Consider the following 13,088-nt stretch of genomic DNA (forward strand, 5'->3'; position numbering starts at 1 on the left):
CATGACCCGCATCCGAACCGTCGCCCTCGTCCCTGCCGCTCTGCTGCTTCTCGTCGGCGGATCGCTCGCGGGGTGCGCACCGGAGCCCTCGCCGACGCCGACCGCGGAGCAGACCACCTCGACACCGACTCCGACGGCGACCACCGGCCGCACGTCCACGCCGACACCCATGACGTCCACGCAGCCCTCCGCTCCGCCGGCGGCATTCACCACGGATGAACTGGTGCAGATCTGTATCGACGTGACCACGTCGGCATACGACACCGATGTCGTATTCGAGCCCGCCGGGGCGCGCATCGAGAAGCGCACCGTGACGCCCGAATGGCTGGTGCTCGTGCCGGCCAAGACCAACGGCTACGACGCGGAATCCGTCTGTACGATCGGCGGGTCGCCGTCCGATCCCGACGTCGAGCTGTCATCAGCATCCGTCCAGCCGCTGCCGGAGGAGCAGATCCAGAGGCTCATCCGCGGGGAGAACGAGGGCGGAACGGAGTAACGAACCACCTGGCGGACGCGCGTCCGCTCAGACCGTGCGCCCCGCCTCGATCCGGACGACGCGGTCGACCGTCCCCTCCGGCGGCGCGACGTGCGAGATGAGCAGCACCGACTGCTCTCCCGCGGCACCCAGCAGATCGCGCAGCAGCGCGTCGGACGCCTCGGGGTCGACGCCGGCCGTCGGCTCGTCGAGCACGAGCACCGGGAAGCCCCGCAGCAGCGCCCTCGCCAGCGCTATGCGCTGCGCCTGACCGCCGGAGACCAGGGCCCCGCGGTCACCCACTCGGGCGTCGAGCCCGCCGCGTTCGCGCACCCATCCGCCGAGGCCCACGCGTTCGAGCACGGCCATCAACTCGTCGTCGCTCGCCGTGTCGCGCGCGAACAGCAGGTTCTGCCGGATGTCCTCGTCGAAGAGCTGCGGATGCTGCTCGCACAGCCCGATCGTGCGCCGGAGCGCCGGGCCGCTGAGGGTCGCAGCATCCGTCCCGCCGATCGTGAACTCCCCTTCGCTTCGGAGGAATCCGACGAGCACCGAAGCGAGTGAGCTCTTGCCTGCGCCGCTGGGGCCGGAGACGAGCACGCGCTCCCCCGGTGCGACATCCAGCGTGACGTCGCGCAGCGCGGGCGCGCCGCCGGGCCACGTCGCACGCACGTCGCGCAGGTGCAGGGCCGTGCCGGACGGCGCCTCTTCGGCGCCGTCATCCGGTCGGAGTTCGTCGGGAACAGATGCGGGCAGCACGTCGACGACCCGCTGCGCACTGGCGCGAACGCTCCGCCAGGACGCCGCGGCGACCGGCACGGCGCCGAAGACCTCGAACACGACCATCGGCACGAGTACGACCACAGCGAGCCATGGGCCGTCGATCGCGCCCGTGTCCAGTCCTGGGGATGCCGCCGCCACCGCCCACGCCGACGCGACTCCCGCGAGCACGGAGACGACGCCGGCAGCGATCGCCTGTGAGACCGAGGCTCGCGTCACGGTGCGGCGGACCGCGGTATCGGCACGCTCGATGCGCTCGCGTGCCGCCGGCTCGGCGCCGTACGCGAGCAGGACGTCGAGGCTGCCGAAGTAGTCGACGAGGGATGCCGAGAGTTCGGCCCTGTCGTGCGAGACCCGAGCTTCGGCGCGAGCGCCGAACACCCACCCGAGCCCGATCGCCAAAGCGGCGGCGACGATCAGGCAGATGGCAAGGGAGAGAGCGGCCGGCGGCGAGATGATGCCGACGAACACGATGGCTCCCACCGCGACGACACCCGCGACGGCGAGGGGCTGAACCACCCGCAGCGGAAGATTCTGCAGATTCTCGACATCATCGACCAGGGCCGACAGCACCGCTCCGCGGTCGGTGCGGCCGAGGCCTGCCGGCGAGAGCGGGATGAGCCGGCGCACCATGTCGGAGCGGGTCGTCGCGAGCTGGCGCAGCGCGGCGTCGTGCCCGGACAGGCGCTCGAGATAGCGGAACACCGCCCGTGACACAGCGAAGAACCGGACGCCGACCACCGCGACCGACAGCGGAACGAGCGAGTCGACGATCGAGGCGCTGACGATCAGCCAGCCGCTGACTGCGAGCAGTGAGACGGCGGCGGTCGCCGAGAACACACCCCAGATGAGCCCGGGGAGGAACCGCCGCAGCGGCGGCTGCGCGAGGCGCAGGATGTCTCGGACGCGGGTGGACTGGACGTTCACGCGCTCACCCCGTCCCTGAATCTGTCGAAAGAGAGACGATCTCGTCGGCGATCTCGCGTGCCGTGCGACGGTGCGAGACCAGCAGGATCGTGGCTCCGGCATCCGCCCGCTGACGCAGCGTCGCCCACAGGCGCGCCTCGGTGCCGGCATCCAGCGCGCTCGACGGCTCGTCGAGCACGAGCACGCGCCGCGGATCTTGGGAATGGCGGTACAGGGCGCGGGCGACGGCGACCCGCTGCGCCTGACCGCCGGAGAGTCCGCTCCCCTGAACGCCGAGCTCATGCTCCGGGTCGAGGTCCTCGGCGCACGCGGCATCCAATGCGCGGCGGATGCCGGCGGCGTCTGCCTCGGCGCCGAGTGAGACGTTCGCCGCGATCGTGCCGCGGATCAGGCCAGGAGCCTGGCCGGCCCAGGCGAGCCAGTCGAGGGTGAGCCGGCCGATATCGGTGTCGCCGAGCGTCGCGGTTCCGTCGAAGGGCGCGGCGCCGCGGAGTGCGGCGATGACGCTGGACTTTCCGGAGCCGCTCGGACCCTCGATCAGGGTGATGGTGCCGGGCTCGGCCGTGAACGAGACCGGAGGGAGGTCGCGGACGCGGAGGTTCTCGACGCATAACTCAGGAGAAACTGCCTCGGGCGAGCGACCGTGACCCGAGAAAACAACGTTCTGAGGAAAAACTCCGGAGTTGTGCGGGGTGGCCCGTGCAGCTGTCGCCTCATCCAGCACGCCGAAAACGTCCTCCGTCGCCGCTACACCTTCTGACGCGGCGTGGAACTGCACTCCGACCTGACGGATCGGCAAGAACGCCTCGGGCGCCAGCAGCAGCACGAACAGCCCGACCTCGAGCGACATGTCCCCCGCAAGCAGCCGGAACCCCACCGCCACCGCGATCAGCGCGACGGCGAGCGACGAGAGCAACTCCATCGCGAAGCCCGACAGGAATGAGAACCGCAGCACCTTCATCGTCTCGCGCCGGTACTGATCAGCGGTCGCCTCGATCTGTGTCGCGGCGCGACGCTCGCGCCCGAACAGCCGCAGCGTCGCCAGCCCCTGCACGGTGTCGGCGAAACGTGCGGCCAGATGCTGCAGCGTCTGCCATTGCTTGCGCTGCACGGTGCGCGTGGCCATGCCGATGAGGATCATGAAGATCGGGATCAGCGGCAGGGTTATGACCGCGGTCAGTCCGCTCGGCCAGTCCTGCCACCACATGACGATGACGATCACGGGCGTCGCGATCACCGTGAGCACCAACTGGGGCAGGTACTTCGCGAAGTACTGATCGAGCGCCTCGAGTCCGTGCCCCGCGGTCACCGCGAGGGATGCCTGGTTGCGCGATGCGAGCCATCCGGGGCCGAGCCGCCGGACAGCGAGGATCAGCGCCCGACGCAGTTGCGTCCCCGTCGCAGCCGCCGCTCGCATCCCCGCGAAATCGGATGCCGCGATGAGCGCGCCGCGCAGCAGCGCGAGTGCCAGCATCCACACCAGCGAAAGGACCACAGAGCGCCCCGCGAGCGCGCCGGACACGGCATCCGTCAGGAACCAGGCGAACGCGATCACGACCGCCGTCTGCAGAACACCGATCGCCGCTGCGAGAACGAAGAATCCTCGCGCGGCGCCGGCGTACTTCAGAAGGCGCGGGTCGACGGGTTTCACGCGTGGACCGGCGCCCCCTCGATCGAGGCACGGGTGACGCGTTTGCGGAAGATCCAGTACGTCCACCCCTGATAGAGCATGACCAGCGGCAGAGCGACCAGCGCCGTCCACGACATGATCGTCAGCGTGTACTGCGTGCTCGAGGCGTTCGCGATCGTGAGGCTGAACGCCGGATCGATCGTCGACGGCAGCACGTTCGGGAACAGCGCGGCGAACAGCGTGACCACGGCGAACAGCGTCGTGGCCGCGCCGAACGTGAACGCCCAGCCCTCGCGACCTCGGAGGTTCGCCCCGATGGACAGCACCAGCGACACCGCGGCGAGCACGGCGAGCACGAGGACGGCGATCGAGAAGTGCGCGACGACCGTCCAGACGAGGAAGACGGCCGCGACCACGAGGGTCACGACTCCGGCGCGGAAGGCGAGGCGACGGGCATCCGACCGCAACTGCCCGTCGGTCTTGAGCGCGATGAACGTGGCGCCGTGCGTGAAGAAGAGGAGCAGCGTCGTGAGTCCGCCGAGCACCCCGTAGCCGTTGAACAGGTCGAACACGGTGCCGATGAAGACGTGGCGCTCGTCCAGTGCGACGCCCTGGACGATGTTGGCGAAGGCGACACCCCAGAGGAACGCCGGCGCGGCTGAGCCGATCACGATCATGCGGTCGAAGCCGGCCTTCCACTTCTCCGACTTGCCCTGGTGGCGGTACTCGAACGAGACGCCGCGCATGATGAGCGTGAGCAGGATGATCAGGAGTGCGAGGTAGAAGCCGCTGAACAGCGAGGCGTACCACTCGGGGAACGACGCGAACAGGCAGGCGCCGGCGACGATGAGCCATGTCTCGTTGAGGTCCCACACAGGGCCGATCGTGTTGATGATCTGCCGCCGTGTCACATCGTCGCGGTTCTTGCCGACGCCGCCGAGGAACGGCAGCGACATGCCGACGCCGAAGTCGAAGCCGTCGAGCACGAAGTAGCCGACGAACAGGAAGGCGATGATTCCGAACCACAGGGTTGGGAGATCCAGTGTTGCGAGATCCATGGTGTTCGCCTTTCTCAGTACACGACCGACGGCAGCTGGGCCGTCTCGTCTGCGGGCTTCTCGTCGGTGTCGGGCCCCTTCTGCGCGGCCTTCACGATCAGCCGGACCTCGACCACGGCGAGGGCGGCGTAGATCACGGTGAACGAGATCAGCGAGATGAGGACCTCGAGCCCCGAGGTGCCGGGCGAGACGCCGTCGCGGGTCGACATGAGGCCGAACACCAGCCACGGCTGGCGCCCCATCTCGGTGAAGACCCATCCGACGATGTTCGCGAGCAGAGCGAGGGGGAACGACCAGATCGCGATCTTCCACATCCACTTCGCCACCGGCCGCTTCGCGCCCTTGCGCGTGACCCACAGACCGACGAGGGCGATGAAAGCGTGCAGCATGCCCAGCCCGATCATCCAGCGGAACGCCCAGTACGTGATCCACAGCACCGGTGCGAAGTTGTCGATCCCGAGATCTGCGTATGTCGTGGCGTATTCGGCGTTCAGGTCGTTGATGCCGTGCACGCAGGCGTCGAGCGTGTGCGTCGACAGCAGCGACAGCAGGTAGGGGACGCGGATCGAGAACAGCTCGGACGAGCCGTCCGGTGTGCCGAGCGTGAACAGGCTGAAGGACGCATCGGCGCCGCAGACGGTGTTGAACGTCGCCTCCGCCGCGGCCATCTTCATCGGCTGCGCGGCGTACATGGCCAGCCCCAGCTGGTCACCGGTGAGGGCGACGCCGGCGGTGGAGACGAGCATGCCCCACAGGCCGAACTTCAGCGAGACGCGCATGGTGTCGAGGTGCTGCCCGCGGTAGATGTGCCAGGCGGAGACCGAGATGATGACCCCTGCCGCGAACATGAGCGCGCCGAAGATCGTGTGCGGGAACGCGGCGAGCGCCACAGGGTTCGTCAGCAGCGCCCAGAAGTCGACGAGCTCGGCGCGGTTCGTGACCGGGTTGTACTCGTAGCCGACCGGGTTCTGCATGAACGCGTTGGCGGCGATGATGAAGTACGCCGACAGGATGCTGCCGATCGCGACGAACCAGATGCTCATCAGGTGCAGCTTCTTCGGCAGCTTGTCCCAGCCGAAGATCCACACGCCGATGAACGTCGCCTCGAAGAAGAACGCGAACAGACCCTCGAAGGCGAGCGGGGCACCGAAGACGTCGCCGACGAATCGGGAGTAGTCCGACCAGTTCATGCCGAACTGGAACTCCTGCACGATGCCGGTCACGACGCCCATGGCGAAGTTGATGAGGAAGATCTTGCCGAAGAAGCGCGTCAGGTGCAGGTAGTGGATCTTCGCCGTGCGCACCCACGCGGTCTGGAAGATCGCCGCCGCGAGCGCCATGCCGATCGTCAGCGGCACGAACAGGTAGTGGTAAACGGTCGTCAGACCGAACTGCCACCTGGCCAATGCAAGCGGATCCAGCCACTCCATCAGATGACTCCCTCTCTCAGACGGCGATCAGGCCGCGGTGTCCCTCAGCTGTACAGTGCTCGTCAACTGCACGGTGCTCGTCAACTGCACAGTGCACTCCTCAGGCAGCGCGGGGTCGCGCACGAAGCCGGCGGCGAGTGGGCCGCCCGCCTGCGTGAGCACCCCTTGCATGAGACCGAGATGCACCCGGCACAGCACAGGGCGGTCCTCGGGCCGGGCCGCGGCATGCGGGCACGGCGTGAGGTCGATCGTGAGCTTCCGGTCGTCGATGACGGGCTCGAATCCGCTTTCTTCGAGGTGCTCGACGAGGGCGTCGAGCTGATAGGTGGCCTGCCGGCCGAGATCGGATGCCGTGGCCGGCAGCGCACGACGCATGAGGTCGCCGCGGCGAGCCGCGGCCGTCACCTTGTCGCGGGCGACGGGACTGGATGCCTCGGGGGTGCCGGTGGCCGCGCTGTACAGCGTGCGGGGCCGTCCGCGCGTGGTGCGGTGCTCGGTCTCGACGATGACGTAGCCGCCTTCGACGAGGCGCTGCAGGTGCTCGCGGATCGTGTTCTGATGGAGACCGGTCGCCTCGCACAGTTCGCCGATCGTGCGGCGGGATCGCGACTGCACCAGGTGCAGGATCTGCACCCGGGAGTAGGTCGAGATCGGGCCGCATGCGGGCCGGGCGGTAGCCATACTTCGATTATTGCTACCTCCTGGTCAGCTGTGGTTTTCGGGGCCGTGAATAATGCCTTTCGGTGATAGGGATGTCGGATCCCGTCGATAGCCTTGCTACATGGCAACTCGTCGTCCGGCTCCCGCCCCGTTCAAATGCTCCGAATGCGGGTGGACGACGTCGAAGTGGGTCGGCCGCTGCGGCGAGTGCCAGCAGTGGGGAACCGTCGAGGAGGCATCGACCGTCGTGCCGCGTGTGAGCGCCGTCGCACCAGGCCTCGATCGAGCCGCCCGGCCGATCACGCAGGTGACGACCACGGACACGCCGCGCCGATCGAGCGGTGTCGGCGAGTTCGATCGAGTTCTCGGTGGCGGCATCGTGCCCGGCGCAGCGATCCTGCTCAGCGGCGAGCCCGGCGTCGGCAAGTCGACTCTGCTCCTCGAGGTGGCCGCTCAAGCGGCCCGTGGCGGGCGGCGGGTTCTCTATGCGAGCGCGGAGGAATCCCAGGCACAGGTGCGACTGCGGGCTGAGCGCACCGGTGCGCTGCACGACGAACTGTATCTGGCGAGCGAGACAGACCTGGCGACGATCCTCGGGCACATCGATGAGGTGAAGCCGCAGCTGGTGATCGTCGACTCGGTGCAGACCGTGTCGTCCTCGCTGTCCGACGGCGCGGCCGGCCAGCCGAGCCAGGTGCGCGAGGTGGCTGCGACCCTCATCCGCGTGGCGAAGGAACGGCATCTGCCGATCATCATCGTCGGTCACGTGACGAAGGACGGGCAGGTGGCCGGCCCTCGCATCCTCGAGCACCTCGTCGACGTCGTGTGCCATTTCGAGGGCGATCGACAGACGGCACTGCGGTTCATTCGCGCGCTGAAGAACAGGTTCGGGCCCACGGATGAGGTCGGATGCTTCGAGATGACCGGCGACGGCATCGCCGAGGTTCCCGACCCGTCGGGGCTGTTCCTCGGCCATGGTTCCACCGAGCCGGGCACGTGCGTGGCCATCGCGATGGAGGGGCGCAGAGCAATGCCCGTCGAGGTGCAGGCCCTGACCGTCGAGACCTCGGCGCCGAATCCGCGTCGCGTGGTGTCGGGGCTGGATTCTGCGCGTGTCGCGATGGTGCTGGCGATCCTCGAGAAGCGGGGACGCATCGCCACGTCCAAGCTCGACGTCTACGTCTCGACGGTGGGCGGGGTGCGCTTCACCGAGCCGGCCGCAGACCTGGCGATCGCGATCGCCGTGGCCGGTGCCATCACCGGGGTGTCGGTGCCGCGCACCACCGCCGCGGTGGGCGAGCTGTCGCTCGCGGGCGAGATCCGGCCAGTGACGCAGGCGGCTCAGCGTCGCAGTGAAGCGGCGAGGCTCGGCTACACACGCGTCGTCGACGAACGCTCCGAGAAGCTGGCGGATGCTCTGGACGCAGTGCGGATGCGCATCCCCCGGTCAGCGCCCGCCGCGCCTCGTCGTCACGAGGATGCCATCCCCCCGTTCTGAGTGCGCACGGCTTCCCCGCCGCCGGACGTTGAGCGGAGCGGCCGACGGCCGCGCAGATGAAACGGGTTGAGCGAGCGCAGCGAGTCGAACCCGCTACCCCAACGCCTTCAGCAGGTCATCGGGCGACGCCTGCATCGGGTGGGGGCCTGCGATGTCGAGGAACACGGTCGTGATCGTCTCACCGTGCTGGGTGAGGAACTGCCGCAGCCACTCCGGCGAGTAGATCCCGACGCCCGGTGGCAGATTCGTCGGCTTGTTCTTCGCGTCGCTGAACAGCAGCAGGGCGACGTCCCCCGTGTTCGGGTCGCGGAACGTCCAGACCTCGCCCCCGTCGAGCGGGTTGTCCCGGACACCGGCGCGCAGCAGCGGGACGACGGTGTTGCCGTGGCGCAGTGCCAGTGCGACCGCCGCTACGTCCTGCTTCTCGAGCGCCTGAGCGAGCGCTTCAGAGCGGAATTCCTCTGGACGGGGCTTGGGGGACTTCTTCGCTGCCATGTCTTCAAGCATAAAGTGGGGCCCTTTCGGGCCATCCATTGGGGATTGGACGACTCGAAAGGGCCCTCGGACTCTCGATCCGCGAAATGTCGAAGCGCTGGGGACGCTGAATACGACGCCACTGGGGATGGTCTTCGCCGATGTATGCCGAGAGTCGATCAATCCTAACCCAGATGGATCAGTAGAGCAGGATCTGTCGCGTATTCACGGCATCGAACCCGCCAATCGACACCGCAACGTGATACGAAGCTCCGCCACCGGGGGCTCGCGGCCGGTTCTTCTCTTCGCAGGTGGAGGTGCTGGAGCGGGTGCGATCCCAGGTGATCGGCTCAGCGCTCGTGGCCTCCTGGCCCGCTTTCAGCGTCACGACCATGCTGCTCGGATTCTCCTGGCAGTCAGTCGAACGCCACCACACGTCGTCACCGCTGGAAACCGTGAACACCTGCGTCGCGGAGCCGACATCGATCGTGCAGTCGGCCGAGCTGCTGTTCTTCAGCGAGATCGAGAGTCTGGGGTTCGTGCCCGCTTGGTAGCTCTCCGCGTCGGTGACCGCTTCGATCACGACGTCGGCCGAGCGACAAGGGGCCGTCCCCGCCGCGGTTTCAGTGGGCTCGGGGCCGGGCGTGTCAGTGGTAGCCGTCGGTGCCGGGGTCTCGGAGTCGGAGGCAGTCGGACTCGCCGACGGCGTCTTGGCCGGATCAGGGTCGCCGCTCGCGGCGTCTGCCCATGGCTGGGCGATGATGAGCCATACGGCGACGGCGATCGCCACGAGCAGCAACAGGATCCCGCTGAAGAAGAAGAGTCGTCTGCGCCGGTAGACGGCTTTGCTCGGGGTCATGTGCTCTGCACCATCACAGATTCTTCAGCATCCGGGTGTTGCCGAGCGTGTTCGGCTTCACGTGGGCGAGATCGAGGAACTCGGCAACGCCCTCATCGGGGCTGCGTAGCAACTGCGAGTAGACGTCGGGGTCGACGACCTGCTCGCCGATCTGCGAGAAGCCTCGCCTGGTGAAGAAGTCCACCTCGAACGTCAGGCAGAACAGCCTTGTCAGCCCCAGCTCGTCGGCGCGAGACTCGAGAGCCTCGACGATCGCGCGGCCGACGCCGTGTCGCAGCCAGTCGTCGCGCACGATGAGCGTGCGGATCTCGCCGAGGTCCTCCCACATGACGTGCAGTGCGCCGCATCCGATGAGCTGACCGTCCTTCTCGGCGACGACGAACTCCTGTACGGCGCCGTAGAGCACCGCCAGGTCCTTGCCGAGCAGGATGCGTCGCTCGACCAGGGGCGACAGCAGGTGATGGATGCCGAGGATGTCGGCGCTGCGCGCTGGGCGGACGGTGTAGCTCACCCCTCAAGCCTAGAACTCGCCGCCGCGAGACCCTGTGCGCCGCGTCGATGGAGCACAGCTTCGGATGCCAGGAACGACGCGCCGTGTGACAGCGGGAATCCGCGGCGTGTCGCGCCTCGGGTCCGCAGTTGTGCCCCGGCACGGGCACACGAGAGGGGGCGGATGCCGAAGCATCCGCCCCCTCTCGTCAATGCGTCACTCGCCCGAGGCTGCCGCCAGGTCGGGTGTCGCGGTGATCGCGCCGCCGTTGGTGTTGATTCCGACAGCGACCTTCTCGCCGCGCGGACCGGTCTCGAACAGGAACTGTCCGTTCGCGGCATCCACCTTCACGTGGTCGCCGGGGTTCAGCTCGCCGTGCAGGATCTTCTCCGACAGCTGGTCCTCGATCTCGCGCTGCATCGCACGGCGCAGCGGCCTGGCGCCGAGCGCCGGGTCGAAGCCGATCTCGATGAGCCGCTCCTTGGCCGCCTGAGTCAGCTCCACCGTCATGTCGCGGTCGAGCAGACGGTCGCCGAGGCGCTTCACGAACAGATCGACGATCTGGACGAGCTCGTCCTTCGACAGCTGCGGGAAGACGATGACGTCGTCGACGCGGTTGAGGAACTCGGGCTTGAAGTGGCGCTTCAGCTCTTCGTCGACCTTGCCCTTCATCCGCTCGTAGCTGGTCTGGGCGTTGCCCTCGATCTGGAAGCCGACGGGGCCGCCGGCGATCGCGGACGAACCGAGGTTCGTGGTCATGATGATGACCGTGTTCTTGAAGTCCACGACGCGACCCTGGCCGTCGGTGAGGCGACCCTCTTCGAGGATCTGCAGCAGCGAGTTGAAGATGTCGGGGTGTGCCTTCTCGATCTCGTCGAACAGCACGACCGAGAACGGCTTGCGGCGCACCTTCTCCGTCAGCTGACCACCCTCTTCGAATCCGACGAATCCGGGAGGGGCACCGAACAGACGCGAGACGGTGTGCTTCTCGCCGAACTCGCTCATGTCGAGCGAGATGAGCGCGGCTTCGTCGTCGAACAGGAACTCGGCGAGCGCCTTGGCGAGCTCGGTCTTTCCGACACCGGTCGGGCCGGCGAAGATGAACGAGCCGGAAGGACGCTTCGGGTCCTTCAGACCGGCGCGCTGACGACGAATCGTGCGGGACAGGGCGGCGATCGCCTCTTCCTGACCGACGACGCGCTGGTGCAGTGCCTTCTCCATGAAGACGAGTCGGCTGGACTCCTCTTCGGTGAGCTTGAACACCGGGATGCCGGTGGCCTGCGCGAGAACCTCGGCGATCAGGCCCTCGTCGACGACCGCGTGGGTGGCGACGTCGCCGCTTCTCCACTGCTTCTCCAGGCGCAGACGCTCGGCGAGGAGGCTCTTCTCCTCGTCGCGCAGGGCTGCGGCCTTCTCGAAGTCCTGCTCCTCGGAGGCCGCTTCCTTCTGCTCGCGGACCTTGGCGATCTTGTCGTCGAACTCGCGCAGCTCGGGCGGGCTGGACAGGATCGACAGGCGCAGGCGGGCCCCTGCCTCATCGATCAGGTCGATGGCCTTGTCAGGCAGGAAGCGGTCGGAGACGTAGCGGTCGGCGAGGTTCGCCGCTGCGACGAGAGCGCCGTCGGTGATCTGCACCTTGTGGTGCGCCTCGTAGCGGTCGCGCAGCCCCTTGAGGATGTTGATCGCGTGCGGGAGCGTCGGCTCGTTCACCTGCACCGGCTGGAAGCGGCGCTCGAGCGCGGCATCCTTCTCGAAGTGCTTGCGGTACTCGTCGAGCGTCGTGGCGCCGATCGTCTGCAGCTCGCCGCGTGCGAGGAGCGGCTTCAGGATGCTGGCGGCGTCGATCGCGCCCTCGGCGGCACCTGCACCGACAAGGGTGTGGATCTCGTCGATGAAGACGATGATGTCGCCGCGAGTGCGGATCTCCTTGGTGACCTTCTTGAGACGCTCTTCGAAGTCGCCGCGGTAGCGGGATCCGGCGATGAGCGAACCGAGGTCGAGCGAGTACAGCTGCTTGTCCTTCAGCGTCTCGGGAACGTCGCCCTTGACGATGGCCTGGGCGAGACCCTCGACGACGGCGGTCTTGCCGACGCCGGGCTCGCCGATCAGGACGGGGTTGTTCTTGGAGCGGCGCGAGAGGATCTGCATGACCCGCTCGGCCTCCTTCTCGCGGCCGATGACCGGGTCGAGCTTGTTGTCGCGCGCCGCCTGGGTGAGGTTGCGTCCGAACTGGTCGAGGACGGCCGATCCGCCCTGGGCGCCGCTCTGGGCGTTGTCGTGCGCCTGCGCGCCGACGGCGGCCGGCTCGCGACCGGGGGCGCCGGAGAGCAGCTGGATGACCTGCTGGCGCACCTTGTTCAGGTCGGCGCCGAGCTTGACGAGTACCTGTGCGGCTACGCCCTCGCCCTCGCGGATGAGGCCGAGGAGGATGTGCTCGGTGCCGATGTAGTTGTGGCCGAGCTGCAGTGCCTCACGGAGGCTGAGCTCGAGCACCTTCTTGGCGCGCGGGGTGAAGGGGATGTGGCCGGTCGGCTGCTGCTGACCCTGGCCGATGATGTCCTGCACCTGCTCGCGCACGGCGTCGAGGGAGATGCCGAGACTCTCGAGGGCCTTGGCTGCGACGCCCTCACCCTCGTGGATGAGGCCGAGCAGGATGTGCTCGGTGCCGATGTAGTTGTGGTTGAGCATCTTCGCCTCTTCTTGGGCGAGGACGACCACACGACGGGCTCGGTCCGTGAATCTCTCGAACATGTCAACTCCTTTGGGCACTCTCCGGTCCGGGAGTGCTTGGTTACGAGAGTAACTAT

The 13,088-nt window shown here is 67.8% G+C and carries 11 protein-coding genes; 2 read left to right on the forward strand and 9 right to left on the reverse strand.

Features of this window, described 5'->3' with window-relative positions:
* Position 1 precedes the first annotated feature (1 nt).
* Positions 2-496: a hypothetical protein gene (locus tag LQZ87_RS12665; protein WP_230103797.1), complete on the forward strand. Its 495-nt coding sequence runs from the start codon at positions 2-4 to the stop codon at positions 494-496.
* Positions 497-523: 27 nt separating this feature from the next.
* Here the strand turns inward: LQZ87_RS12665 and cydC are convergent, their stop codons facing one another.
* Genes cydC through LQZ87_RS12690 form a run of 5 tightly spaced genes read right to left on the reverse strand, consistent with a single transcriptional unit; the run spans position 524 to position 6,981 of the window.
* A complete protein-coding gene (cydC, locus tag LQZ87_RS12670; RefSeq protein ID WP_230103798.1) occupies positions 524-2,182 on the reverse strand; it encodes a thiol reductant ABC exporter subunit CydC in 1,659 nt (552 codons plus the stop codon).
* A gap of 4 nt (positions 2,183-2,186) precedes the next feature.
* Positions 2,187-3,833 (reverse strand): thiol reductant ABC exporter subunit CydD, encoded by a 1,647-nt coding sequence (cydD, locus tag LQZ87_RS12675; protein WP_230103799.1) that lies wholly within the window; start codon positions 3,831-3,833, stop codon positions 2,187-2,189.
* Complete coding sequence (gene cydB, locus LQZ87_RS12680; protein ID WP_230103851.1) at positions 3,830-4,855, reverse strand: cytochrome d ubiquinol oxidase subunit II; 1,026 nt, start codon at positions 4,853-4,855, stop codon at positions 3,830-3,832. Before cydB ends, cydD begins: the two co-directional genes overlap by 4 nt.
* A 29-nt stretch (positions 4,856-4,884) precedes the next feature.
* A complete protein-coding gene (locus LQZ87_RS12685; RefSeq protein ID WP_230103800.1) occupies positions 4,885-6,300 on the reverse strand; it encodes a cytochrome ubiquinol oxidase subunit I in 1,416 nt (471 codons plus the stop codon).
* Between the two features lie 27 nt (positions 6,301-6,327).
* On the reverse strand, positions 6,328-6,981 hold the full coding sequence (locus LQZ87_RS12690; protein WP_230103801.1) for an ArsR family transcriptional regulator: 654 nt from the start codon (positions 6,979-6,981) through the stop codon (positions 6,328-6,330).
* Between the two features lie 100 nt (positions 6,982-7,081).
* Between LQZ87_RS12690 and radA the strand changes: the two genes are divergently transcribed.
* Positions 7,082-8,458 carry a DNA repair protein RadA gene (radA, locus tag LQZ87_RS12695; RefSeq protein ID WP_230103802.1) on the forward strand — a complete coding sequence of 459 codons (1,377 nt, stop codon included), beginning with the start codon at positions 7,082-7,084 and terminating at the stop codon, positions 8,456-8,458.
* A 93-nt stretch (positions 8,459-8,551) separates the two neighbouring features.
* On the opposite strand, the gene LQZ87_RS12700 is transcribed toward radA, so the two are convergent.
* From LQZ87_RS12700 to LQZ87_RS12715, 4 genes are all read right to left on the reverse strand, one after another.
* Positions 8,552-8,953: a dehydrogenase gene (locus tag LQZ87_RS12700; protein WP_230103803.1), complete on the reverse strand. Its 402-nt coding sequence runs from the start codon at positions 8,951-8,953 to the stop codon at positions 8,552-8,554.
* Positions 8,954-9,131: 178 nt separating this feature from the next.
* Positions 9,132-9,791 (reverse strand): hypothetical protein, encoded by a 660-nt coding sequence (locus LQZ87_RS12705; protein WP_230103804.1) that lies wholly within the window; start codon positions 9,789-9,791, stop codon positions 9,132-9,134.
* 13 nt (positions 9,792-9,804) lie between these two features.
* Positions 9,805-10,302, reverse strand: coding sequence for an amino-acid N-acetyltransferase (locus tag LQZ87_RS12710; RefSeq protein WP_230103805.1), 498 nt, complete (start codon positions 10,300-10,302; stop codon positions 9,805-9,807).
* Positions 10,303-10,497: 195 nt separating this feature from the next.
* On the reverse strand, positions 10,498-13,032 hold the full coding sequence (locus tag LQZ87_RS12715) for an ATP-dependent Clp protease ATP-binding subunit (RefSeq protein WP_230103806.1): 2,535 nt from the start codon (positions 13,030-13,032) through the stop codon (positions 10,498-10,500).
* Positions 13,033-13,088: the final 56 nt, after the last annotated feature.

The organism is Microbacterium sp. Bi121 (assembly GCF_918698005.1).
Classification (GTDB): Bacteria; Actinomycetota; Actinomycetes; order Actinomycetales; family Microbacteriaceae; genus Microbacterium.